This window comes from Micrococcus sp. 140720015-1 (assembly GCF_053627595.1).
The window spans coordinates 242797-264723 of the sequence record NZ_JBSEYC010000005.1; the positions used below are offsets into that span (position 1 = coordinate 242797).

The following is a 21927-nucleotide window of genomic DNA, read 5'->3' on the forward strand; positions in this document are numbered from 1 at the left end:
CACCCCCATGACCGAGACGTTCGACGTGAACGCGACCCTCGGCGCCGACGAGCTCGTCCGGCTCACCGCGCTGCAGATGGCCGAGCGCCTGCGCGCCGGCACCACCACCTCCGTGGAGCTCGTCCAGGCCCACCTGGACCGCATCGCGGCCCACGACGGCGACGTGCGCGCCGACGCCGACGGCGACCGCGGCGTGCGCGCCTACCTCCACGTGAACACGGACGAGGCCCTCGCCGTCGCCGCCGAGGTGGACGCGATCCGCGCCGCCGGCGGCCCCGAGGCCGACGCCCTGCACCCGCTGGCCGGTGTGCCCGTGGCCGTGAAGGACAACATCGTCACGCGCGGCCAGCCGACCACGGCCGCCTCCCGCATGCTCGAGGGCTGGCTCAGCCCGTACGACGCCACGGTGGTGGCCCGCCTCCGTGAGGCCCGCCTGCCGATCCTCGGCAAGACCAACCTCGACGAGTTCGCGATGGGCGGCTCCACCGAGCACTCCGCGTTCGGCGTCACCCGCAACCCGTGGGACGGGGACCGCGTGCCCGGCGGCTCGGGCGGCGGGTCGGCGGCCGCCGTGGCCGCCTTCCTGGCCCCCTTCGCCCTCGGCTCGGACACGGGCGGCTCCGTGCGTGAGCCCGCCGCGTTCACCGGCACGGTCGGCGTGAAGCCCACCTACGGCGCCGTCTCCCGCTACGGCCTGATCGCGATGGCCTCCTCGCTGGACCAGATCGGCCCCGCCGCCCGCACCGTGGCCGACGCCGCGGCGCTGCAGCAGGTCATCGCCGGCCACGACCCGCAGGACTCCACGTCCCTGGCCGACGCGCCGGCGGACCTGACCGCCGCGGCCCGTGGCCGCGACCTGGCGGGGCTGCGCGTCGGCGTCGTGACGGACCTGCCGGCGGACGCGTTCCACCCGGGCATCCGGGCCGGCTTCGACGAGCACGTCGCCGCCCTGCGTGAGGCCGGCGCGGAGATCGTGGAGGTCTCCTGCCCCAGCTTCGACGCCGCCCTCGGGGCGTACTACCTGATCATGCCCTCGGAGGCGTCCTCCAACCTGGCCCGCTTCGACGGCGTCCGCTACGGCCACCGCGTGGTGCCCGACGGCGGCGGCACGATCGAGCAGGTCATGGGCGCCACCCGCGCCGCCGGCTTCGGCGCCGAGGTCAAGCGCCGCATCATCCTGGGCACCTACGCGCTGTCCGCCGGCTACTACGACGCCTACTACGGCTCCGCGCAGAAGGTCCGCACGCTCGTGCAGGAGGACTTCGCCCGCGCCTTCGAGCAGGTGGACGTCATCCTCACGCCCACCGCGCCGACCCCGGCGTTCGAGCTGGGCGCCAAGACGGACGACCCGATGACCATGTACGTCAACGACCTGGCCACCATCCCGGCCAACCTCGCCGGCATCCCGGGCATGTCCGTGCCGGGCGGCGTCGTCGACGGGCTGCCCTACGGCCTGCAGCTGATGGCGCCAGCGCGCCAGGACGCCCGCCTGTACGAGGCCGGCGCCGCGCTCGAGCGTCTCGTCGGGGAGCGCCGGGGCGGGCCGGTGTGGGCCGAGGCCCCCGAGCTGGAGAAGGGCGCGCAGCGCGCCACCACCGCGACCACGGCAGGAGGCCGGGCATGAGCCACGCAGAGCAGACCATGGACTTCGCGGAGGCGATGGAGCGCTTCGACCCCGTGCTGGGCTTCGAGGTGCACGTGGAGCTGAACACCGCCACGAAGATCTTCTCCTCGGCGCCCAACGCGTTCGGCGACGAGCCGAACACCAACGTGACCCCGCTCGACCTCGGCCTGCCCGGCACCCTGCCGGTGCTCAACCGCGAGGTCGTGGAGTACGCGATCCGCCTGGGCGTGGCCCTGGACGCGCAGGTCGCCGAGACCTGCCGGTTCGCGCGGAAGAACTACTTCTACCCGGACACGCCGAAGAACTTCCAGACCTCCCAATACGACGAGCCGATCGTCTTCGACGGCCACCTGGACGTCGAGCTGGAGGACGGTGAGGTCTTCCGCGTGGAGATCGAGCGCGCGCACCTCGAGGACGACGCCGGCAAGCTCACCCACGTGGGCGGCTCCGGACGGATCCAGGGCGCCTCCGCGTCCCTCGTCGACTACAACCGCGCGGGCGTGCCGCTCATCGAGATCGTCACCAAGCCGATCGTCGGCGCCGGCGCGCGGGCCCCCGAGCTGGCCCGCGCCTACGTCACCGCGATCCGGGACATCGTGCAGGCCATCGACATCTCCGACGCGCGGATGGAGCGCGGCAACGTCCGCTGCGACGCGAACGTCTCGCTGATGCCCAAGGGCGCCACCGAGTTCGGCACCCGCACCGAGACGAAGAACGTGAACTCCACGCGCGCCGTGCAGCACGCGGTCACCCACGAGATCCAGCGCCAGGCCGCGGTGCTCGCCGCGGGCGGCACCGTGACGCAGGAGACCCGCCACTGGCACGAGGACACCCGCAGCACCACCTCGGGCCGCCCGAAGTCGGACGCGGACGACTACCGGTACTTCCCGGAGCCGGACCTCGTGCCGGTGCACGTGGACGCCGCGTGGGTCGAGCGCGTGCGCGCGGCCATGCCCGAGCTGCCGGCCGTGCGGAACAAGCGGCTCAAGGCCGAGTGGGGCTTCTCGGACGAGGAGTTCCGCGACGTCGTCAACGCCGGCGTCCTGGACGAGATCGTCGCGACCGTGGAGGCCGGCGCCTCCGCGGCGGCCGCCCGCAAGTGGTGGATGGGCGAGATCGCCCGCCTGGCGAACGTCCGCGAGGTCGCCGTCGCCCAGCTGGGGATCACCCCGGCCCACGTGGTGGAGATCGAGGAGCTGATCGCCGCCAAGACGATCAACGACAAGATCGCCAAGCAGGTGCTCGGTCTGGTGGCCGACGGCGAGGGCGCCCCCAAGGAGGTCGTCTCGGCGAAGGGCCTGGCCGTGGTGTCCGACGACGGCGCGCTCACGGAGGCCGTCGACGCCGCGATCGCCGCCAACCCGGACGTGGCCGAGAAGATCAAGGGCGGCAAGATGGCCGCCGTCGGCGCCCTGATCGGCCCGGTCATGAAGGCCACCCGTGGGCAGGCCGACGCCGGCCGCGTCCGCGAGATCGTCCTGGAGCGCCTGGGCGTGTCCTGACGACCGCGCGGGCCCTCAGCCGTCCAGGGCGGTGAGGGCCCGCGCCACGCGGGGCAGGGTCTTGCGCAGCAGGCGCCGCCAGGACCCCGCGGCCAGCCCGCCGACGATCGCGTCCCGGGCCGCCGCGTCGTCGAGCGTCTCCAGGGCCATCGCCCCGAGCCACACGCGCGCCCGGCGGGCCTCGGCCGCGTCCCGGGCCAGGTCGGGCACCTTCTCCTCGCCGTGCCACAGCGCCAGGTAGGCGACATTGAGGGCGGGGTCCCACGCGCACGCGAGGTCCCAGTCCAGCACCCCGGCCAGCGCCCAGCGCAGCGGGGCGCGCGGGTCCTCGTCCTCGGGCACGGCGCGCCAGCGCATGTTGTGCCCGGCCAGGTCGCCGTGCACGAGCGACGGCGGCACGGGCGGCGCGGCGGTCCAGGCCGTCACCGCGTCCGCGAGGGCGGCCACCGCGTCCGGCCACGCCTCGGCGCCCAGCCGCGCGTCGACGTCGTGCCCCTCCCACGCGCCCAGGCGCGCGGCGACCGCCCCCGGCAGCGCCGCGACGTGCCGGGCGCGCTCCGGCGTCCACGGGCCGCGGAAGGCGAACGGGCGGCCGAGGTGCGGGGCGATCCGTGGGTCGGTGACGTCCACGGCGGCGAGGTCGTCGAGGACGCCGCGCAGCACGGCCGGATCGCCCTCGTGCGGCGGGTGCGGGCCGCCCGGGAGGAAGCGCTGCAGCACCGCGGCGCCCGGGCCCGCGGGGACGGGGTCCGAGAGGGCGACCGGGACGGCCCACGGCACGTCGCGTTCGGCCAGGGCCGCGGCGAGCCCGTCGAGGAAGGTCAGGCGGCGGGGCAGGTGCGCCGCGGGGTCCCGCTCGGGCGCCCACCGCGCGGCGGGGGCGGCGCCGACCTCGTGGGCACGCGTCATCCGGAGGACGCCGACGTCTTCGAGCACGAGCACGCGGTGGAACTGTCCGCCCTCCTCCACGGACGCGCCGGACCAGTCGGCCGCGCGGAGCCGGCGGGCGAGGGCGGGGTCGAGGCCGGCACGGAGGTGCTGCAGGGCGCGGTGGACCAGCTCGAACTCGCTGGGGGCAGGCGGGGAGACCACACGACCACGCTAACCCTCCCTCCGTCCTCCCGGACTTTCGAACGTGACATCGGGGGAATGGGGGCTTTCGAACGGGAGATAGGCCCTACCCCACGTTCGAAAGCGCCCGGGGGGAGAGGGGGCGGGCGGATACTGGAGGGCATGCCTGCCACCCCGCGCACGTCCCGCGCCCCGGCCGTCCGACCCGCCCCCGCGCTGCCCGCCCCGTCGGCGCACACGGTGCGGTGGGAGATCGCGATCGTCCTCGGCCTCTCCCTGGGGAAGTCGGCGGTCTACGCGATCGTCCAGCTCATCGACAAGGCCACCCAGGCCCCGCTCGGCGAGCAGACCACCGTCCTCAACCCGGCCCTGGCCGACCGCTGGGTGTTCGACCTGACCTACCAGCTGCTCGGCATCGGGTTCGCGCTCGTGCCGGTGGCCCTCGTGCTGCACCTGATGCACCTGCGCGGCCGGAACCCGTTCCGGGTGCTCGGCCTCGACCTGCGCCGCCCCGGCCGCGACCTGGCCTGGGGCCTGGGCCTGTTCGCGGCCATCGGGCTGGGCACGCTCGGCGTCTACGCCGCCGGCCGGGCCCTGGGGATCACGACGGCGATCGTCGGCTCGGCGCTCGGTCAGAGCTGGTACCAGGTGCCGGTCCTGCTGCTCTCGGCGCTGCGGCACGGACTGCTGGAGGAGGTCATCGTGGGCGCCTGGCTCGTCGACCGGCTCGGGTATCTGCAGCGGCTGCGCGCCGCGGGGCTGGCGCACGATCCGGCGCCGGCCGTGCCGTCGTCGTGGGTGAGCGCCGAGGGGCTGTACCTGCCGACCCGCGCGGCCGTCGTGGTGTTCGCCCTCGCGCTGCTGCGCGGGGCGTACCACCTGTACCAGGGGATCGGGCCGGGCGTGGGCAACGCCCTGATGGGCGTGGTGTTCGCGCTCGTGTTCCTGCGGGTGCGCCGGGTGATGCCGCTGGTCATCGCGCACGCGCTGCTGGACGCCGTCGGGTTCGTCGGCTACCCGCTGCTGGCGCGGGCGGGGCTGCTCGGCTGAGCGGCCCCGCCCCCGCGCTCAGAGCGTGATCTCACCCTTCGGGGTGCGGAAGGTGACCGAGACGATGCCCGGGGTGCCGGAGGGCGCGACGTACTCGATGTTCACGTCCTGGACCTGGCCGTCCTCGTCCTCGCCGCCGAGCCACTCGGCCAGGCGCTCGGGGGAGCCGGCGATGTTCAGGTGCTCGATGGTGGCCTGCGGCTCGGCCGCCTGCGAGGGGTGCATGTCCTCCTGGCCGTCGGCCCAGCGCAGGATGTACGGCAGCTGCGGGTCCGCGAGGGTCCCCTTGATGCCGATCTGCCGCCAGGACAGCTCGCGTCCGTCCGGGAAGCGACGGTTGCCGGGGACGGCCTCGCGGCCGAGGCGGCGCTCGAACCGGCCGATGTCCGGGGTGGCCACGGCCCAGCTCATCCAGCCGCCGCCCTGCTCGGTGCGGGCGCGCACGAGCTGGCCGAACGGCGCGCTGAGGGAGGCCGGGTGGTCCAGGGCCTCGACGACCTCCAGATACTGCCCCTCCGTCATGGGGAAGAGCGCGTTCTGGGTGCCGAAACGTGGGTGGACACCGCCCTTGATCCGCTCGATGCCCAGCGTCTCGGCGATGCGGGCGACCGTGGCGTCCAGGCCCTCGGGGCCGGCGGCGTAGGACACGTGGTCCATGCGACAGGTGTGCACTGCGCTGTTCCTCTCCGTTCCCGGGCTGCCCCGGGGGTTGACCTGGTGCGAGTCGAGGGGCGTCGAGCCCTTGACGGGTCGGGCGCCCCGTGCGGAGAGCGTATCCGCGTGTGACACGCGTGACGAAATCGTGGCGGGGCGGCGGGCTACACTCGGAGACACGGTCACGAGAGTCAGCAACAGGCCCCGGCATGCTGACCGGCAACCCTCCTTCCGCGGTGGGGTGCCCCGGGTGACGACCAGGCCGGCCCCACAACGGACGCCGGCAAGCGCGGGCCGATCCCACGGCCCCTCTCGACGGCGCCGGGTCATCTCCGGCACCTCGACGACGTCGGTCTCCGGATCGACACGTCGGCCGGCGGGCGGGGCGGCCGGGTCCGGCCCCTGAACCCTTCAGGAGGGTCCGCCATGACCGACCAGCCCACCCCGACCCCCGACGCCTGGGGCTTCTCCACCGCGCAGGTCCACGCGGGCGTCGCCGTCGGCCAGCACGCCTTCGGTGCGACCGCCCTGCCGATCTTCCAGACCACCTCGTACGACTTCCCGTCCGCCCAGGTGGCCGCGGACCGGTTCGCCCTCCAGGACCTCGACCCGCTCTACACCCGCATCGGCAACCCGACGCAGGGCCCGGTGGAGGAGAAGATCGCCGCGCTCGAGGGCGGTGTGGGCGCGCTGCTGCTGGCCTCCGGTCAGGCGGCGACCACGTTCGCGATCCTCAACGTCGCCGGCGCCGGCGACCACGTGGTCGCCTCGGCCAGCCTCTACGGCGGCACGCAGAACCTGTTCAAGCACACCCTCGCCAAGGTCGGCGTCGAGACGACGTTCGTGACCGACCCGGACGACATCGAGTCCTGGCGCGCCGCCGTCCGGCCGAACACCAAGGCGTTCTTCGGCGAGACCCTCGGCAACCCGCGCGGCGACGTCCTGGACGTGCGCGCCGTCGCCGACGCCGCCCACGAGGCCGGCGTGCCGCTGATCGTGGACAACACGCTGGCCACCCCCTACCTGCTGCGGCCCATCGAGCACGGCGCCGACGTCGTCACCCACTCCGCCACGAAGTACCTCGGCGGGCACGCCGCGGCCATCGCGGGCGTGATCGTCGACGCCGGCACGTTCGACTACGCGCAGCACGCCGAGCGCTTCCCCGGCTTCAACGAGCCGGACGAGTCGTACCACGGCCTCGTCTACGCGCGGGACCTCGGGGTGGGCTCGCCGCTCGGCGCCAACCTGGCCTTCATCCTCAAGGCGCGTGTGCAGCTGCTGCGCGACTACGGCTCGGCCATCTCCCCGTTCAACGCGTTCCTGGTGAACCTCGGCCTGGAGACCCTGTCCCTGCGCATGGAGCGGCAGGTGGCCAACGCGGCCGCGGTGGCGCGCTGGCTGGAGGGCCGCGACGACGTCGAGCACGTGGTCTACGCCGGCCTGGAGTCCAGCCCGTGGCACGAGCGGGCCCAGCGCTACCTGCCGAAGGGCGCGGGCGCGTTCGTCTCCTTCGAGATCGCGGGCGGCCGCGAGGCCGGGGCCGCGTTCGTGGACGGGCTCACCCTGCACCACCACGTGGCCAACATCGGCGACGTCCGCTCGCTCGTGGTGCACCCGGCCTCGACCACCCACTCCCAGCTCACCGACGACGAGCAGCGCGCCGCCGGCGTCACCCCCGGCCTGGTGCGGCTGTCGCTCGGCGTGGAGGACGTCGAGGACATCCTCGCCGACCTGGAACGCGGCTTCGCGGCCGCCGCCCGCCGCGGCGACGACGACGCGGGGGAGCGGGCATGACCGCCGTCGCCACGCGTCCGTCGCGGACCGCGCTGCCCCGCGGCGGCCGCCACCGCCTGCGGGTCGGCGAGCTGCACACCGAGACCGGCGGGCTGCTGCCCGACGTCGAGCTGACCTACGAGACCTGGGGCACCCTCGCCGCCGACGGCTCCAACGCCGTGCTCGTGCTGCACGCCCTCACCGGCGACGCGCACGTGGCCGCGCACGAGGAGGACCCGACGCCGGGCTGGTGGGACGCCCTCGTCGGCCCGGGCCGCGCCGTGGACACGGACCGGTGGTTCGTGGTCGCCCCCGCCATGATCGGCGGCTGCCACGGCTCCACCGGGCCCTCGACGCCGGCCCCCGACGGGCGGCCCTGGGGCTCCCGGTTCCCGTTCCTCACGCTGCGGGACGCGGTCGAGGCCGAGCGGCGCCTGGCCGACCACCTCGGGATCGGCGCCTGGCGCGCCGTGATCGGCGGATCGATGGGCGGGGCCCGCGCCCTCGAGTGGGCCGCGACCCACCCCGCGCGCGTCGCCGGGGTGGGTGTGCTGGCCGCCACCGCGGCCTCCTCCGCCGACCAGATCGCGTGGGGGCAGGCGCAGACCGCGGCCATCCGCCTCGACCCGGACTTCCAGGGCGGCGACTACTACCCCGGCCCCGGCCCCGTGGCCGGCCTGGGCATCGCCCGGCGCATCGCCCACACCACCTACCGCACGGCCGGCGAACTCGGCCAGCGGTTCGGCCGGGAACCGCAGGGCGTCGAGGACCCGTTCGGCGCCGTCGTCGGGGTGCCCGGCGGGCGCGGGCGCTATGCCGTGGAGTCCTACCTGGACCACCAGGCGGCCAAGCTCACCGACCGGTTCGACGCGAACTCCTACCTCGTGGTCACCGAGGCCCTCATGGGCCACGACGTCGGGCGCGGGCGCGGCGGCGTGGCGGCGGCGCTCGCGGACTACCGGGGTCGGGCGTTCGTGGCCGCCGTCGACTCGGACCGGCTCTACCTGCCGGCCGAGTCCGAGGCGCTCGCGGCGGCGCTGCCCGCGCGGCCGCCGGTGCACACGATCGCCTCGCCCATCGGCCACGACGGCTTCCTCACCGAGTACGGCCAGGTGGCCGACGCGCTCAAGCGCGCCCTCGCCCTCTGAACTTTCGTTCGGGAAACGGCGGCGTGTCGCGGCACTTTCGTTCGGGAAACGGCCACCGGCCCCCGCCGGCCGGGCTCAGGACTCGACGACGTCCAGCGGCTCGGTGTGGTCTGAGCCCTGCGGCATCGGCGCGCCGAAGAGCGGCTCGGGGACGGGGCGCTTGGCCGTGACGCCGTCGCCGGAGGAGACGCCGCGGATGCGGCGGACCACCCACGGCGCCAGGTGCGTGCGCACCCACGCGGCGTCCGACGCGCGGGCCTCGCGCCACGTGCGCGGCGCCGGCGGGGCCAGGCGCAGGTGCTCCAGGCCGTGCTCCACGCCGAGGGTGTCCAGCACCATCGCGGCGATCGTGTGGTGGCCGAGCGCAGAGAAGTGCAGGCGGTCCTCGGCCCACATCTCCCGCCGGGCGAGGTCCTTGAGCGACCACATGTCCGGCACCACGGCGTCGTGCCGCAGCGCGATGGTGCGCACGTTCTCGTTGTAGATCGCCACGGTGCCGCGGATGCGGCCGATGACGGGCGTGCCCTTCACGTCGGTCGCGTTGAACAGCAGCACGGTGGCGCCGTCGGAGGCCAGGCGTTCGACGACGGCGTCCAGCCGGACCGCGATCTCGTCCGGGTCCGCGCCGCGCAGGATGTCGTTGCCGCCCGCGCAGACGCTGATGAGGTCCGGCCGCAGGGCGATCGCCGGCTCGACCTGGTCCTCGGCGATCTGGTCCAGCAGCTTCCCGCGGACCGCCAGGTTGGCGTAGGCCAGGTCCTCACCGGGCGGCGTCAGGCGGGAGAGCTCCTCGGCCAGGCGGTCGGCCCAGCCGCGGTGGTAGCCGGGGCGGTCCGGGTCCGGGTCGCCGATGCCCTCGGAGAACGAGTCCCCGATGGCCACGTAGCGGCGCCACGGATGGGCGGCGGGGTCGTCGACCGGGGTCGCGTCGGAGGCGTGCGGAGGCTGGGAGGAGGATGGGTTACCCACGGGTAGGATTCTGCCCGCGTCGCGCGGGAGGGGTCAACCTCCGGGAGGGGCCGACCCCGCCGCTCGCTAGGCTGGCGGGCGTGAACGCGAACCCCACCCCCGCCGTCGAGCCCGTCGTCCGCTGGTCCCGCCCCGAGGGCGCGCGCACCGAGGACCTGCTGATCGTCCTGCACGGCTACGGCGCGAACGAGGACGACCTGTTCGGCCTCGTCCCGCACCTGCCCGAGCACCTCACGGTGGCCGCCGTGCGCGCGCCCCTGCCCCTGCAGCCGGGCTCCCACGCCTGGTTCCCGCTCTCCCAGGACCCGGTCACGGGCGAGCTGGGCTCCACCGCCGAGCCGGTCCGCGAGGCCGTCGAGGCCCTGCACGCCTGGGTGCAGGCCGTGCGCGGGGACTTCCGCACCGTCTCCCTGCTGGGCTTCTCACAGGGCATGGCGATGGCCACGTCGCTGCTGCGCCTGGACCCGGAGGCCTACGCGTGCACCGTGGCGCTGTCCGGCTTCGTGGTGGACCCGGAGCTCACCGAGCCGCGGCTGCGCGAGCTGTTCACCCGCGACGACGACGTCGCCCGCGTCCGACCGAAGGTCTTCTGGGGCCGCGGTCAGGAGGACCCGATCATCTCCGATCCCCGGGTCGAGGAGACCCATGCCTGGCTGAACGCCCACGTGGACCTCATGAAGATCGTCTACGCCGGGCTCGGCCACGCGATCAACGAGCAGGAGCTGGGCCACGTGAAGGAGTACCTCGCCCACATGGTGCCGCCCCGCGGCTGAACCACCGGACCTGCTCGACGACGGCGCCGCGGCCGCCCGCCGCGGCGTCGGCTCAGGCCTGCCCGGCCTGGACGACGAACGCCTCGCCGGCGAACTCGACGACGTCCCCGTCGTGCAGCTGGGCGCCGCGGCGCGTCTCCACCGCGCCGTTGACGGTGACGAGCCCGTCGGTGACGACGTCGCGGGCCATGGCCCCGTCCTCCACGAGGGAGGCGAGCTTGAGCGCCTGGCCGAGGCGGATGGACTCATCACGGATGGGCAGGGGCTGGGCGTCGGGTGCGTTCGTCTCGGTCATGGTGTCCATCATGGCCGGTAGGCTGGACGGGATCGACCGGCGCGCCGCGCCGGAACGGGCCCGCCGCGTCGGAGGCGGCCGGGTGCCGTCGTCGTCGTGATCCCCTCCCGCCCCGCCGATGAGTACGGAAGTGATGCCCCCATGGCTGCCAAGTCCCCGCTGGACAACGTCATCAACCTCGCCAAGCGCCGAGGCTTCGTGTTCCAGGCCGGTGAGATCTACGGCGGTTCGCGCTCCGCGTGGGACTACGGGCCCCTGGGCGTGGAGCTGAAGGAGAACATCAAGGCCGAGTGGTGGAAGACCTTCGTGCGCTCCCGTGAGGACATGGTGGGCCTGGACTCCTCCATCATCCTGCCGCGCGCGGTGTGGGAGGCCTCCGGCCACGTCGAGACCTTCACCGACCCGCTCGTGGAGTGCACCCAGTGCCACAGGCGCCACCGCCAGGACCACCTGCTCGAGGGGTTCGAGGCCAAGAAGGGCCGGCCGGCCGAGGGCATGGCCGAGATCGTGTGCCCGGACTGCGGAACCAAGGGCGCCTGGACCGAGCCGCAGCTGTTCTCGGGCCTGGTCAAGACCTACCTCGGCCCCGTGGACAACGAGGAGGGCCTGCACTACATGCGCCCGGAGACGGCGCAGGGCATCTTCGTGAACTTCCTCAACGTGCTGGGCGCGGCCCGGAAGAAGCCGCCGTTCGGCATCGGCCAGATCGGCAAGGCGTTCCGCAACGAGATCACCCCGGGCAACTTCATCTTCCGCACCCGTGAGTTCGAGCAGATGGAGATCGAGTACTTCGTGCCGCCGGCCGAGGCGCGGCAGCACTTCGACCGCTGGGTGGAGGACTGCTGGGACTGGTTCATCGACCTCGGCATCGATCCGGCGCACCTTCGCCGCCTCGACGTCCCCGCGGACGAGCGGGCGCACTACTCGGACGCCACGATCGACCTCGAGTACGACTTCGGGTTCACCGGCGGCGACGGCTGGGGCGAGCTGATGGGCATCGCGAACCGCACCGACTACGACCTCGGGCGGCACACCGAGCACTCGGGCACCAAGATGCAGTACTTCGATCAGGCCAACAACGAGCACTACACCCCGTACGTGATCGAGCCGTCCTTCGGCCTGACCCGCGCCATGATGGCGTTCCTCGTGGACGCCTATGCCGAGGACGAGGCCCCGAACGCCAAGGGCGGCGTGGACGTGCGCACCGTGCTCAAGCTGGACCCGCGCCTGGCCCCGGTCAAGGCCGCCGTGCTCCCGCTGTCGAAGAAGCCCGAGCTGCAGCCGGCCACCCAGTCCCTCGCGGCGGAGCTGCGCACCCTCTGGAACATCGAGACGGACGACTCCGGTGCGATCGGCCGTCGCTACCGCCGCCAGGACGAGATCGGCACCCCGTTCTGCATCACCGTGGACTTCGACACCCTCGAGGACCAGGCCGTGACCATCCGCGAGCGGGACACCATGGCCCAGGAGCGCGTGGCCCTGTCCCAGGTGAAGTCCTACCTGCTGGAGCGCCTGGTCAAGTGAGCGGGGACGTGACGGGAGCGGCCGGGGCCGCGGGGCATGACGACGGCGGCGCGCTGTTCGACTCCGCCGCGGTCGCCGGCGGGGAGATCGTGCTGCGTCCCTGGCGGCCCGGGGACGACCTGGCTCTGCTCGAGGTGTGGGGCGACCCGGCCAACGCGCAGCAGCACCAGGACCGGGCGATGCTCGCCGAGGACGCGGAACGGCCCTGGCGCCGCGCGCTCGTGGCCGAGGCCGCCGGCGTGCCGGTGGCGGCCGGCGTCGTCTATGCCTCGTCCGTGCACCCGCGGCGGTTGTGGCTGTACGTCGAGACCGCGGCCGCCGAGCGGCGCCGGGGCATCGGCCGGGCGCTCGTGGCGGCCCTGCGGGGGCTCGCCGCGGAGGCGCACGCCGCCGGCGCCATCCCGACGACGGCCCTGAAGGCCCGGTTCGCCAAGGACGCCCTGGTGCCCGGCGTGACCGGCGCCGACCCGCAGACCGAGGCCGACGGTGCGACGGGCCGCCCGCCCGTGGACACGGACGCCGTGCGCTCCCAGACCGCCGCACTGGCCGCCGGCACCGAGGCGTTCCTCGTGGCCGAGGGCTTCACCCCCGTGCAGCGCTCCCGCCGCGTCGCGATCGCCCCGGGTGCCATCGGCCTGCCAGACGTGCGCGGGGAGGAGCACCCGGACGGCGTGGTCCTCGAGGAGGCCTCGACCGGCTCCGTCGAGCTGACGCAGGCGGTCACCGCGTTCTACGACGCCGTGCACGCCTGGGACCCGTCGACCCTGAGCGTCGGAGCCGCCCAGCAGCTGCTGCTGGGCCCGGCCACCGGGGCCGCGGGCGCCGTCGTGCTCCGCGACGCGCCGAAGGCCGAGGGCGGGCGCATCCGCGCGTTCGCGGTGTCCTACACCCCGGAGCGCCAGGACGCGCCGGCCGACGTGCTCGTGGGCTGGGACCCGGACCTGGGGGAGGGGGACGCGCTGCAGGCCGTGGCCGACCTGCTCGCGCTGCTCGTGGCCCAGTACCCCGTGCAGATCGAGGTGGACGAGGCGATGGCCCCGCTGGAGCGGATCGTGGACGGGCTCATCGGCGGCAACGCGGCGCGGACGCTGGTGGACACGTACGTGTTCGTCGACGACGCGCCGGGCGCGTGAACCGGGCGGCCGCAGCGGACCGCCGGCGCGCCCGCGCCCTGCGGGGCACGGTCCTGGCGGTGGCCCTGCTCAACGGCGCCTACCTGGTGGTCGAGATCATCCTGGCCCTGGGGATCGGCTCGGTGGCCCTCGTGGCGGACTCCGTGGACTTCTTCGAGGACTTCGCCGTCAATCTGCTGATCTTTGTGGCGCTCGGGTGGACGGCGGCCCGGCAGGCGGTCATCGGCAAGGTCATGGCCGGGATCATCGTGCTGCCGGCCGTGGCGGCGCTCGTCATGGCGGCCACGAAGGTCGGGGACCCCGACCCGCCGGCCGCGGGCGTTCTGCTGGGGGTGGCCGTCGGCTCGATCCTCGTGAACCTCGTGTGCGTGGCCCTGCTGGCCCGCGTCCGCACCGACGGCGGCTCCCTCACCCGGGCGGCGTGGCTCGCGGCGCGCAACGACCTCGTGGCCGGCGCCGTGCTGATCGCCCTGTCCGGGATCACGGTCCTGACGGCGTCCGGCTGGGCGGACATCATCGTGGGCGTGCTGCTCGTGCTGCTCAACGGCTCCGCCGCCAAGGAGATCTGGGAGGCCGCGACCGAGGAGCACCTGGCGGCCCAGGCCCTCGCCGGCGAGGTCGACGACGACTGAGCGGATCCTGCCGCACCCCGGGCCCCGGGCCCCGGCACAGAGTGGTCACGACACGCCGCGTGCACCCTCGCGAGACGGCGTGTCGTGACCACTCTGTGGGGCGGCGGGCAGCCGGGTGGCCAGCACCGCCCCGACGGCGGCCAGGCCCAGGAACACCGCCAGCGCCGGTGCCAGACCGACGGCGCCGGCCAGCGCCCCGACCGCCGGGCTGAGCCCGACCCCGGCCAGCCGCATGCACCAGCTCGTCACCGCCAGCCCGGTCTGCGGCCGGAGTCCGGGCGCCTCGTCGCCGAGCGCATAGGCCACGGGCACCACCACGGCGCAGCCCAGCCCCGCCAGCGCCAGCCCCGCGAACGCGGCAGGCACGGCCACCGGCCCCGGCAGCGGAGCCAGGGCCAGTCCCAGCCCCACGACGACGGCGCCCAGCCCCGCCGTCAGCGCCCCGCGGCGTCCCAGGGCGGCGAGGGTGCGGTCGCCCGCGAGGCGTCCGACGAACTGCGCACCCAGCAGCGTCGACGCGCCGAGCACCGCCGCGGCGGGGTCCAGGCCGCGCTCGGTGATCAGGAACAGGGTGGCCCACGCGTTGCCGAACTCCTCCACGCCGAAGCCGGCCATCCCGATCACCACGGCGGGCAGGAGCGCGGCCACGGCGGCGCGGCGGGGGAGGGCCCGGGTGCCCGGAGCGGCCGGTGCGGACGTCTCCGACGGCGCGGGTGACTGATCCGCGGCGCCGCGGGCGGGCGCCGAGTCCGCGGGAGCCTCCGCCAGGAACAGGCGCCGGACCCCCAGCAGCACCGCGACGCACACGGCGCCGTTGAGCCCCAGGTGCAGGGCCGTGGGGCCGCCCACGGTGATGACCGCCGCACCGAGCCCGGCGCCGGCGGCCGCTCCGAGGCTCCAGCCGGCGTGCATGGTCGTGAGCACGGGCCGGGCCAGCCGGGTCTGCACCTGCAGGCCCTGCGCGTTCTGGGCGGTGTCCACGACGGCGTCGAGCACGCCCGATGCCACGACGAGGCCCGCGAAGACCCACAGCAGCCAGGCCGCGGCCGTGCCGGCACCGTGCCCGGCCCCCGCACCCGCCCCGGCGATGTCGAGGACGAGACCGGCCGTCGTCGTGAGCAGGGCGATGGCCACGCTGCCGGCGAGCATGACCCGGCGGGCGCCGAACCGGCGCAGGATCGGCGCGGGCAGGGGCCCGGCGAGTGTGCCGCCCACGGCGAGCGCGATGACGAGCAGGCCGAACGCGGCCGGGTCCAGGCCGAACGCGGCCTTGGCCTCCGGGTAGTGCGGGATGAGCGCGCCGAGCAGGGCGCCGTTCGTCGCGAAGGCGGCGGTGACGGCCCAGCGCGCGCGACGGGCTCGGACGAAGCCGTCGTCGGCGGCCGGGAGGTGCGGCGCGGCCTCGCTCATGCATCCCATCCGAGCAGGCGCCAGACCTCCGCCCAGCCGGCGAAGATCTTCGCGTTGTACTCGACCCCGAGCTGGTTGGGATTGGCGAACAGGACCCAGTCGGCGGCGGCGACGGCGTCGTCGGCGGCGAGCTTCTCCGCGACCTCCTCGGCGGACCCGGCGTAGGTGGGGCCGGAGCGGGCGGCGCCGCCCTCGAGCATGCCGGAGGAGTCGCGCGAGGCCCGTTCCCGGCCGAAGTACAGCTCGTCCTCCCGGTCCTGGATGACGAACGCGGAGCGCGTGACCGCCGTGCGGCCCGGACCGGCGTGGCCGGACGCGGCGAAGGCCTCCCGGTAGCGGGCGATCTGGTCGGCCTGCTGGACGTGGAAGGGGCGGCCGTCGTCCTGCAGGAGCAGGGTGGAGGAGAGCATGTGGTACCCCTCCCGCGCCGCCTCGACCGCCGACGGCGTGGACCCCGACCCCCACCAGATCCGGTCCGCGAGCCCGGGGGAGTGCGGCTCGATCCGCAGCGGCTGCGAGCTGTGCGCCCAGCCGGAGGTGAGGTCCGGCGTCGCGATGCCCTCGCCGCGCACGGCCGAGAGGAAGCGGCGTCCGCGCTCGCGGGTCACGTCGGCCCAGGTCTGCCCCTCGGCGAGGGCGTAGCCGAACTGCGCCTGGCCGTCGAGGGCAGCCTCGGGTGAGCCGCGGGAGACGCCGAGCTCGAGCCGGCCGCCGGAGATGAGGTCCGTGGTGGCCGCGGCCTCGGCCATGTACAGGGGGTTCTCGTAGCGCAGGTCGATCACGCCCGTGCCGAGGCTGATCCGCTCGGTGCGGGCGGCCATCGCGGCGAGGATCGGGAACGGCGAGGAGAACATCCGCTGGAAGTGGTGCACGCGGAGCCAGGCGCCGTCGAGTCCGGCGTCCTCGGCGGCCACGGCCATCGCGACGACGTCGTCGAGGGCCTGCCGCGCGTCCGGCGCGGCGCCGGGCCGGTGAATCCAGTGGCCGAAGTTGAGGAAGCCGAGGTGTTTGCGGGTCATGTCGGGTGCAACCGCGGGGCGGGCGGGGCTGTTCCCGGGTCGGCGTCCGCCATACTGGCGAGCATGAGCGAGCAGTGGAGCGAGAAGGACATCGAGCTGGCGAACCGGCTCTTCGACATGGCGCGTGACGGGGACACGGCCCAGCTGAAGGCGTATCTGGACGCCGGGGTGAGCACGCGCCTGCGCAACCACGCGGGCGACTCCTTCCTCACCCTCGCCGCCTATCACGAGCACCCGGACACGGTGGCCATGCTCATCGCGGCCGGCGCGGAGGTCGAGCATGCCAACGACCGCGGCCAGCGCCCCCTGACCTGCGCCACGTTCAAGCGGGACGTCGCCTCCATGCGCCACCTCCTGGCCGCCGGTGCAGACCCGGACGCGGGCACCCCCTCGGCGCGCCAGACCGCCCAGATGTTCGCCGGCGATGACCTGCTGGCGGTGCTCGACGGCGGGGACGCGGCGCCGTCGTCGGAGGCCTGACCCGCCGGGAGGACGGTCTGCCCGTCCTGGCAGGGCGCTCAGGTGTTCTTCGGCTACCACCAGCAGCAGAAGGAGCAGGAACATGAGCGCAGCACTCGACAGGTTGAAGCAGCAGAACGAGCAGAGCGGATCGCCGCAGCAGCTCGGCAGTCCGGAGACGATGGAGACCTTGACCTCGATCCTCGCCGCCGTCGAGGCACAGAACATGAGGCTCGACCGGCTGGGCGAGCAGCAGAAGAAGCTCGCGGGGTTCGTGAAGGTCATGGACGAGGAGCTGACGAAGCGGATCGACCGGGCGTCGACATCGCAGCCGTCCGTCAGCATGTCTCCGCAGATCGAGAGCGTCGAGAGCAGGCTGAGCGAGATCGAGAGCACGCTCAGCGAGTTCGTACAGAGTCTCGACGGGAAGCGGCTGAGCGCCGCCTCGCAGAGTTTGATCGCCGAGGTGCAGAAGAATCACGCGGCTACGGCCTCGGCGGTTGAGAAGCTCCAGGCGCAGGCTGAGGAGAACAAGACTCTCGTGAGCAAGGTCGGCGGCGCGGTGCAGCGGATCGAGAAGCGGACCGAGGAGCGCGTGCAGAAGGTCGTCGAACAGGTCGCGGGAGAGGCTGGGCAGATCGTCACGGCGAACCTCGACGCCTCGAACGAGCGGGCCGAGCGGATCATCGCTGCCACGGCGAAGCTGGAGGCCCGTCAGCTCTGGTCGGCAGCCGCCGCGAGGTGCCTCGTCCTCCTGCCGGTTGCCGTGGTCGTCGCCGGGTTCTGGATGGGTGTCGCGGGGCTCATCGCGGGCGCTCAGTGGGCGCTGGACGTGGACGGGAGCGTGTGGCTCGGCATCGGGCGCTGGCTAGTGGTCGCCGTGGGCCTCGCCGGGGCCGGCTACGGGCTCTTCGCGTCCGCTCGCTGGGCCGCTGGCCTGGTGGAGACCTGGAAGGGCCACGGCATGCCGAAGTGGCCGGGATGGCGCAAGAGGTGACCACGAACCCCAAGGGCAAGCGCGCGGAGCGCGTGCGGCAGCCTGTCGAACTCGACAACGTATCAGCCATCGCTGTATAGTTCAGTGCATGCTGACTATTGCTACTCGCCTCGACGTCATGAACCGGCTGGGCCGGGCCATGGCGGACCCGACGCGCTCCCGAATCCTGATGACCTTGCTGGATGGCCCGAGCTACCCCGCTGCGTTGTCACGCGACCTTGAACTGACCCGCTCGAACGTCTCGAACCACCTGACCTGCCTGCGCGACTGCGGGATCGTGGTCGCCGAGCCCGAGGGTCGGCAGACCCGGTACGAGATCGCCGACCCTCACCTCGCTGCGGCACTGACGAAGCTCGTGGACGTGACTCTGGCCGTCGACGAAAGCGCGCCGTGTGTGGACGTCGCGTGCGCGGTGCCGGGCTGCTGCGGGGCGGAGGCGAACGCATGAGCGCGGCGCTGACATCAGAGCGCCGCGCAACCTTGCACCGCCGGATCCGCTTCATCGTCGGGTTCACGATCACCTACAACGTCATCGAGGCCATCGTCGCCGTCACCGCGGGCGTGCTGGCCTCGTCGGCCGCGCTGATCGGCTTCGGCCTGGACTCGGTCGTCGAGGTGCTGTCGGCCGCGGCGATCGCGTGGCAGTTCACCCGCAAGGACCCCGAGCGGTGGGAGAAGGTGACCGTGAGGGCGATCGGCATCGCGTTCTTCGCCCTCGCCGCGTACGTCTCCGTGGATGCCGTGCTGGCTCTGGTGGGCCAGGAGGGCCCCGATCACAGCCCGCTGGGCCTCGGGATCACTGCGCTGAGCCTGGTCGTCATGCCGCTGCTGGCGTGGTTCGAGGTCCGCACCGGGCGCGAGCTCGTCTCCAAGAGCGTCATGGCCGATGCCAAGCAGCTCATCCTCTGCATCTACCTCTCGGGCGCGGTGTTCATCGGTCTCGTGCTGAACAGCCTGTTCGGCTGGTGGTGGGCGGACTCCGTCGCCGCGCTGGTCGTCGCCTTCCTCGCCGTCCGCGAGGGGCTGGAAGCGTGGCGCGGGGACGTGGAATCGCCCTTCGAGGTGCTGGAGGATCTCGAAGAAGAGGACGACTGACTCGATGTCCAGAAGGGTTTCGCTGGCTCGACGTCGGCGGAGCCCTTCGAGGCACGTCTCCTGGTCATTGCAACCAACGTCATATCCAAGAGATGCGCTAGCGCAGGTCGATCACGCCGGTGCCGAGGCTGATCCGCTCGGTGCGGGCGGCCATCGCGGCGAGGATCGGGAACGGCGAGGAGAACATCCGCTGGAAGTGGTGGACGCGGATCCAGGCCCCGTCGAGCCCGGCGTCCTCGGCCATCTGCACGACGTCGTCCAGGGCGGCCTTCGCGTCCGGCTCGGCGGGGCGCCCGCCCACGGGGTCGCGGTGGATCCAGTGCCCGAAGTTGAGGAATCCGAGGTGTTTCTTGGTCATGGTTCCTTCAACCTTGAACGAGCGTGGGATGTTCCCGGGACGTCCCGGCGTTACGGCGTCCGCGGCGGGTGGCAGGATCGGCCCCATGGACGAGAACCCGAGCACCGCCTGGACCGGCACGTGCGGCTTCCGCATGCTCCCCACGGACGACTTCGCGCAGGGCCCCTCCACGGCCCGCCTCACCGAGGTCGCCGGCGGCGCGGCCCTCACGCTGGACTACACGTGGGTCCACCCGGAGCAGGGGGAGCAGGCGGGGCACCTCGTGCTCGGCCGTCCCGACGACGACGGGCGGGTCACCGTGGCCTTCACCGACTCCTTCCACCAGTCGCCGGAGATCCGCGTGCTGGAGGGGACCGCGGCGCGCACCGAGGGCGGCGGGGACGCCGGCCGCGACCGGGGCGCCGGTGCCGCGCCCCATCCCATCGACGGGGACGGCGTGGCCGTCACCATGGAGTATTCCGGCTGGGGCTGGACCGTCGCGGTGCGGCGGCAGGGCGGGCGCCTGGCCATGATGATGCAGAACGTGGTGCCGGCGGGCGTCGAGGGCGCGGAGCCCGGCCCGTACGACGTCATGCGGGCGGCCTGGACGCCCGCCGGCGCCTGAGGATCCGGCAGACTGCCGGACATGACCGAGCAGCCGCAGGACCCGCGCCAGGACCAGACCGCCGCCGAGCCCGCCGAGGCGCTCGCGGCGGAGACGACCGACGCCGTCGCCCCCGAGGCCGCGCTGGACGGGCCGGGCGAGGTCGGCCAGCCCTCCCCGGAGATGCTGGAGCTGGCCGGGCGGATGTTCGACGCCGCCCGCACCGGGGACGCCGAAACCCTCGAGGCCTACATCGTGGCGGGGCTGAACCCGGGCCTGCAGAACGGCAAGGGGGACACCTTCCTCACCCTCGCCGCCTACCACGACCAGCCGGGCGTGGTGGAGATGCTGATCCGCGTGGGCGCGGACGTGGAGAAGGCCAACGACCGCGGCCAGCGCCCCCTGACCTGCGCCACCTTCAAGGGGGACGTGGCGTCCATGCGGCTGCTCCTGGCCGCCGGCGCCGACCCGGACGCCGGCACGCCCTCGGCCCGCCAGACCGCGCAGATGTTCGGCGGCGAGGAGATCGCCGCGGTGCTCGACGAGCCGCGCTGAGGCACGGTCCGGCGGAGGAGTCTTTCGATCTATTGCGGAGTATTGGAAACTGCAATACTTTGGCAGAAACGCGAGTGGGCGCAGCGGCGATGAGGTGGAGCATGGACGAAGCAACCAACCCCTACAACCCCGGGTCTGGGATGACGCCGCCGGTGCTCGCGGGCCGCGATGCAGACATCGCCGCCTTCACGGCGATCGTCGAACGCACCCGCCGAGCTCGACCCGCGCGCTCTCTGATCCTGTCCGGCCTGCGCGGGGTGGGGAAGACCGTCTTGCTCAACAAGCTGCGAGGCCAGGCGGACGCGAACGGGTGGATCACTGTCCAGTTCGAGGCCAGGCCCGGCAAGCAGGGCGAGCAGGCGGCCCGCCTTGCCCTGGCTCAAGGGTTCACCCGTGGCTCCCTGCGGCGCCGTGCTGGCGGAGTGGTGGACTCCATGGCCCAGGCACTGTCCACCATCCAGTCGTTCAACGTGACGGTGGGGGTCGACGGCGTCAGCCTGGGCGTGGAACGTGACCCCTTCCGTGCGAGTTCCCGTTCTCTCGAGCTCGATCTCCAGGACGTGATTGAAGACATCTGTCTGGCGATCCGAGGGGACGGCATCGGCCTGGGAATCTTCATCGACGAGATGCAGGATCTGGACGACGAGCTCCTGCAGGCTCTCATCGTCGCCCAGCACCATGCCGGGCAGCGAGAGCTTCCGCTGTTCGTCGTGGGCACCGGTCTTCCAGGTCTCCCGGCCCGGCTTGCCAGCAGCCGGAGCTACGCGGAGCGACTCTTCGAATACCGGACGGTGGGGCGGCTGAGCAGAGAGGAGGCCCGCCGGTCTCTCGGCGATCCGGCCGAGCAGGAAGGTGTGGCCTACTCCGATCGAGCCATGGAGCTCATGCTCGACGAGTCCGGTTGCTACCCGTACTTCCTCCAGGAGTTCGGCAGCGCCCTCTGGACCATCGCGGAGGCGTCGCCCTTCTCCTCCGAGGCTGCGAGAGGGGCGGTTGTGGCGGGGAAGGCGCTCTTGGATGCAGGGTTCTTCCCGTCCCGCTGGGAGAGGGCCACCCCGGCGGAACGCGAGTACTTGAGCGCTATGGCCCACGATGGCGAAGGACCTTCTCAGAGCGGAGTCGTGGCCGAGCGACTCGGCAAGTCCGCCCAGAGCTTGAGCATCGCCCGAGCCAACCTGATCAACAAGGGGCTCATCTATGCGCCGGAGCGGGGGCACGTCGCGTTCACAGTTCCCGGCATGGCTGCGTACATCGACAGGATCTCGGACTGACCTCTCACCCGGAGATCACCGCGGTGCTCGAC

General features: G+C 73.4%; 23 protein-coding genes and 1 riboswitch. Of the genes, 16 read left to right on the top strand and 7 right to left on the bottom strand.

Translation table 11 applies throughout. From position 1 onward, the window contains the following. Positions 1-7 precede the first annotated feature (7 nt). Both gatA and gatB read left to right on the top strand, forming a co-directional pair. The gene (gene gatA, locus ACUXPL_RS10245; protein ID WP_454183680.1) at positions 8-1624 is read left to right on the top strand and encodes an Asp-tRNA(Asn)/Glu-tRNA(Gln) amidotransferase subunit GatA; all 1617 of its coding nucleotides are present in this window, start codon (positions 8-10) and stop codon (positions 1622-1624) included. Further along, positions 1621-3126, top strand: a complete 1506-nt coding sequence (gene gatB / locus ACUXPL_RS10250) for an Asp-tRNA(Asn)/Glu-tRNA(Gln) amidotransferase subunit GatB (protein ID WP_454183682.1) — start codon at positions 1621-1623, stop codon at positions 3124-3126. Before gatA ends, gatB begins: the two co-directional genes overlap by 4 nt. A gap of 15 nt (positions 3127-3141) precedes the next feature. On the opposite strand, the gene ACUXPL_RS10255 is transcribed toward gatB, so the two are convergent. After that, positions 3142-4218 carry a phosphotransferase gene (locus ACUXPL_RS10255; RefSeq protein ID WP_454183684.1) on the bottom strand — a complete coding sequence of 359 codons (1077 nt, stop codon included), beginning with the start codon at positions 4216-4218 and terminating at the stop codon, positions 3142-3144. Between the two features lie 141 nt (positions 4219-4359). On the opposite strand from ACUXPL_RS10255, the gene ACUXPL_RS10260 reads away from it, so the two are divergent. Further along, entirely contained in the window at positions 4360-5247 is an 888-nt protein-coding gene (locus ACUXPL_RS10260) for a CPBP family intramembrane glutamic endopeptidase (protein ID WP_454183686.1), read from the top strand. Between the two features lie 18 nt (positions 5248-5265). On the opposite strand, the gene ACUXPL_RS10265 is transcribed toward ACUXPL_RS10260, so the two are convergent. Then, a complete protein-coding gene (locus tag ACUXPL_RS10265) occupies positions 5266-5904 on the bottom strand; it encodes a VOC family protein (RefSeq protein WP_020625524.1) in 639 nt (212 codons plus the stop codon). Positions 5905-6081: 177 nt separating this feature from the next. Next, positions 6082-6197, top strand: a riboswitch (SAM riboswitch). 130 nt (positions 6198-6327) lie between these two features. Here ACUXPL_RS10265 and ACUXPL_RS10270 point away from each other — a divergent pair. After that, on the top strand, positions 6328-7695 hold the full coding sequence (locus ACUXPL_RS10270; RefSeq protein WP_454183688.1) for a bifunctional o-acetylhomoserine/o-acetylserine sulfhydrylase: 1368 nt from the start codon (positions 6328-6330) through the stop codon (positions 7693-7695). Beyond that, positions 7692-8822 carry a homoserine O-acetyltransferase MetX gene (metX, locus tag ACUXPL_RS10275; RefSeq protein WP_454183690.1) on the top strand — a complete coding sequence of 377 codons (1131 nt, stop codon included), beginning with the start codon at positions 7692-7694 and terminating at the stop codon, positions 8820-8822. The genes ACUXPL_RS10270 and metX overlap by 4 nt, the downstream gene beginning before the upstream one ends. Before the next feature lie 75 nt (positions 8823-8897). Here metX and ACUXPL_RS10280 read toward each other — a convergent pair whose 3' ends face one another. Beyond that, complete coding sequence (locus tag ACUXPL_RS10280; protein ID WP_454183691.1) at positions 8898-9791, bottom strand: SGNH/GDSL hydrolase family protein; 894 nt, start codon at positions 9789-9791, stop codon at positions 8898-8900. Positions 9792-9871: 80 nt separating this feature from the next. Between ACUXPL_RS10280 and ACUXPL_RS10285 the strand changes: the two genes are divergently transcribed. Beyond that, on the top strand, positions 9872-10564 hold the full coding sequence (locus ACUXPL_RS10285; RefSeq protein WP_454183693.1) for an alpha/beta hydrolase: 693 nt from the start codon (positions 9872-9874) through the stop codon (positions 10562-10564). Positions 10565-10616: 52 nt separating this feature from the next. Here ACUXPL_RS10285 and ACUXPL_RS10290 read toward each other — a convergent pair whose 3' ends face one another. Then, positions 10617-10859, bottom strand: coding sequence for an RNA-binding S4 domain-containing protein (locus ACUXPL_RS10290; RefSeq protein WP_036317588.1), 243 nt, complete (start codon positions 10857-10859; stop codon positions 10617-10619). A 141-nt stretch (positions 10860-11000) separates the two neighbouring features. Between ACUXPL_RS10290 and ACUXPL_RS10295 the strand changes: the two genes are divergently transcribed. Genes ACUXPL_RS10295 through ACUXPL_RS10305 form a run of 3 tightly spaced genes read left to right on the top strand, consistent with a single transcriptional unit; the run spans position 11001 to position 14148 of the window. Continuing rightward, entirely contained in the window at positions 11001-12383 is a 1383-nt protein-coding gene (locus tag ACUXPL_RS10295; RefSeq protein WP_454183695.1) for a glycine--tRNA ligase, read from the top strand. Then, positions 12380-13516, top strand: coding sequence for a GNAT family N-acetyltransferase (locus tag ACUXPL_RS10300; RefSeq protein WP_454183697.1), 1137 nt, complete (start codon positions 12380-12382; stop codon positions 13514-13516). Before ACUXPL_RS10295 ends, ACUXPL_RS10300 begins: the two co-directional genes overlap by 4 nt. Beyond that, positions 13513-14148, top strand: a complete 636-nt coding sequence (locus tag ACUXPL_RS10305) for a cation transporter (RefSeq protein ID WP_431794529.1) — start codon at positions 13513-13515, stop codon at positions 14146-14148. The genes ACUXPL_RS10300 and ACUXPL_RS10305 overlap by 4 nt, the downstream gene beginning before the upstream one ends. A gap of 45 nt (positions 14149-14193) precedes the next feature. On the opposite strand, the gene ACUXPL_RS10310 is transcribed toward ACUXPL_RS10305, so the two are convergent. Together ACUXPL_RS10310 and ACUXPL_RS10315 are read right to left on the bottom strand one after the other, a co-directional pair. After that, the gene (locus ACUXPL_RS10310; protein ID WP_454183699.1) at positions 14194-15558 is read right to left on the bottom strand and encodes an MFS transporter; all 1365 of its coding nucleotides are present in this window, start codon (positions 15556-15558) and stop codon (positions 14194-14196) included. Then, entirely contained in the window at positions 15555-16577 is a 1023-nt protein-coding gene (locus ACUXPL_RS10315; protein ID WP_454183701.1) for an LLM class flavin-dependent oxidoreductase, read from the bottom strand. The genes ACUXPL_RS10310 and ACUXPL_RS10315 overlap by 4 nt, the downstream gene beginning before the upstream one ends. 63 nt (positions 16578-16640) lie before the next feature. Here ACUXPL_RS10315 and ACUXPL_RS10320 point away from each other — a divergent pair, with 63 nt between their 5' ends. The 4 genes from ACUXPL_RS10320 (at position 16641) to ACUXPL_RS10335 (ending at position 19128) form a co-directional block, all read left to right on the top strand. Further along, positions 16641-17057, top strand: a complete 417-nt coding sequence (locus tag ACUXPL_RS10320) for an ankyrin repeat domain-containing protein (RefSeq protein WP_454183703.1) — start codon at positions 16641-16643, stop codon at positions 17055-17057. Positions 17058-17139: 82 nt separating this feature from the next. Beyond that, entirely contained in the window at positions 17140-18033 is an 894-nt protein-coding gene (locus ACUXPL_RS10325) for a hypothetical protein (protein ID WP_454183704.1), read from the top strand. Between the two features lie 88 nt (positions 18034-18121). Next, on the top strand, positions 18122-18481 hold the full coding sequence (gene cmtR, locus ACUXPL_RS10330; RefSeq protein ID WP_158492995.1) for a Cd(II)/Pb(II)-sensing metalloregulatory transcriptional regulator CmtR: 360 nt from the start codon (positions 18122-18124) through the stop codon (positions 18479-18481). Beyond that, on the top strand, positions 18478-19128 hold the full coding sequence (locus tag ACUXPL_RS10335) for a cation diffusion facilitator family transporter (protein ID WP_180537061.1): 651 nt from the start codon (positions 18478-18480) through the stop codon (positions 19126-19128). Before cmtR ends, ACUXPL_RS10335 begins: the two co-directional genes overlap by 4 nt. A 97-nt stretch (positions 19129-19225) precedes the next feature. On the opposite strand, the gene ACUXPL_RS10340 is transcribed toward ACUXPL_RS10335, so the two are convergent. After that, a complete protein-coding gene (locus tag ACUXPL_RS10340; RefSeq protein ID WP_180537062.1) occupies positions 19226-19486 on the bottom strand; it encodes an LLM class flavin-dependent oxidoreductase in 261 nt (86 codons plus the stop codon). Between the two features lie 85 nt (positions 19487-19571). Between ACUXPL_RS10340 and ACUXPL_RS10345 the strand changes: the two genes are divergently transcribed. From ACUXPL_RS10345 to ACUXPL_RS10355, 3 genes are all read left to right on the top strand, one after another. Beyond that, positions 19572-20090 carry a hypothetical protein gene (locus ACUXPL_RS10345; protein WP_180537063.1) on the top strand — a complete coding sequence of 173 codons (519 nt, stop codon included), beginning with the start codon at positions 19572-19574 and terminating at the stop codon, positions 20088-20090. Positions 20091-20111: 21 nt separating this feature from the next. After that, positions 20112-20624 (top strand): ankyrin repeat domain-containing protein, encoded by a 513-nt coding sequence (locus tag ACUXPL_RS10350; RefSeq protein WP_338105840.1) that lies wholly within the window; start codon positions 20112-20114, stop codon positions 20622-20624. A 101-nt stretch (positions 20625-20725) separates the two neighbouring features. Further along, on the top strand, positions 20726-21895 hold the full coding sequence (locus ACUXPL_RS10355) for an ATP-binding protein (protein WP_180537064.1): 1170 nt from the start codon (positions 20726-20728) through the stop codon (positions 21893-21895). Positions 21896-21927 lie beyond the last annotated feature (32 nt).

Excerpts from the sequence above, each read along its gene's own strand:
- gatA (WP_454183680.1), top strand. The coding sequence starts at position 8 with ATGACCGAGACGTTCGACGTGAACGCGACCCTCGGCGCCGACGAGCTC.
- gatB (WP_454183682.1), top strand. The coding sequence starts at position 1,621 with ATGAGCCACGCAGAGCAGACCATGGACTTCGCGGAGGCGATGGAGCGC.
- ACUXPL_RS10260 (WP_454183686.1), top strand. The coding sequence starts at position 4,360 with ATGCCTGCCACCCCGCGCACGTCCCGCGCCCCGGCCGTCCGACCCGCC.
- ACUXPL_RS10265 (WP_020625524.1), bottom strand. The coding sequence starts at position 5,904 with ATGGACCACGTGTCCTACGCCGCCGGCCCCGAGGGCCTGGACGCCACG.
- ACUXPL_RS10270 (WP_454183688.1), top strand. The coding sequence starts at position 6,328 with ATGACCGACCAGCCCACCCCGACCCCCGACGCCTGGGGCTTCTCCACC.
- metX (WP_454183690.1), top strand. The coding sequence starts at position 7,692 with ATGACCGCCGTCGCCACGCGTCCGTCGCGGACCGCGCTGCCCCGCGGC.
- ACUXPL_RS10290 (WP_036317588.1), bottom strand. The coding sequence starts at position 10,859 with ATGACCGAGACGAACGCACCCGACGCCCAGCCCCTGCCCATCCGTGAT.
- ACUXPL_RS10295 (WP_454183695.1), top strand. The coding sequence starts at position 11,001 with ATGGCTGCCAAGTCCCCGCTGGACAACGTCATCAACCTCGCCAAGCGC.
- ACUXPL_RS10310 (WP_454183699.1), bottom strand. The coding sequence starts at position 15,558 with ATGAGCGAGGCCGCGCCGCACCTCCCGGCCGCCGACGACGGCTTCGTC.
- ACUXPL_RS10315 (WP_454183701.1), bottom strand. The coding sequence starts at position 16,577 with ATGACCCGCAAACACCTCGGCTTCCTCAACTTCGGCCACTGGATTCAC.
- ACUXPL_RS10320 (WP_454183703.1), top strand. The coding sequence starts at position 16,641 with ATGAGCGAGCAGTGGAGCGAGAAGGACATCGAGCTGGCGAACCGGCTC.
- ACUXPL_RS10325 (WP_454183704.1), top strand. The coding sequence starts at position 17,140 with ATGAGCGCAGCACTCGACAGGTTGAAGCAGCAGAACGAGCAGAGCGGA.
- cmtR (WP_158492995.1), top strand. The coding sequence starts at position 18,122 with ATGCTGACTATTGCTACTCGCCTCGACGTCATGAACCGGCTGGGCCGG.
- ACUXPL_RS10335 (WP_180537061.1), top strand. The coding sequence starts at position 18,478 with ATGAGCGCGGCGCTGACATCAGAGCGCCGCGCAACCTTGCACCGCCGG.
- ACUXPL_RS10340 (WP_180537062.1), bottom strand. The coding sequence starts at position 19,486 with ATGACCAAGAAACACCTCGGATTCCTCAACTTCGGGCACTGGATCCAC.
- ACUXPL_RS10345 (WP_180537063.1), top strand. The coding sequence starts at position 19,572 with ATGGACGAGAACCCGAGCACCGCCTGGACCGGCACGTGCGGCTTCCGC.
- ACUXPL_RS10350 (WP_338105840.1), top strand. The coding sequence starts at position 20,112 with ATGACCGAGCAGCCGCAGGACCCGCGCCAGGACCAGACCGCCGCCGAG.
- ACUXPL_RS10355 (WP_180537064.1), top strand. The coding sequence starts at position 20,726 with ATGGACGAAGCAACCAACCCCTACAACCCCGGGTCTGGGATGACGCCG.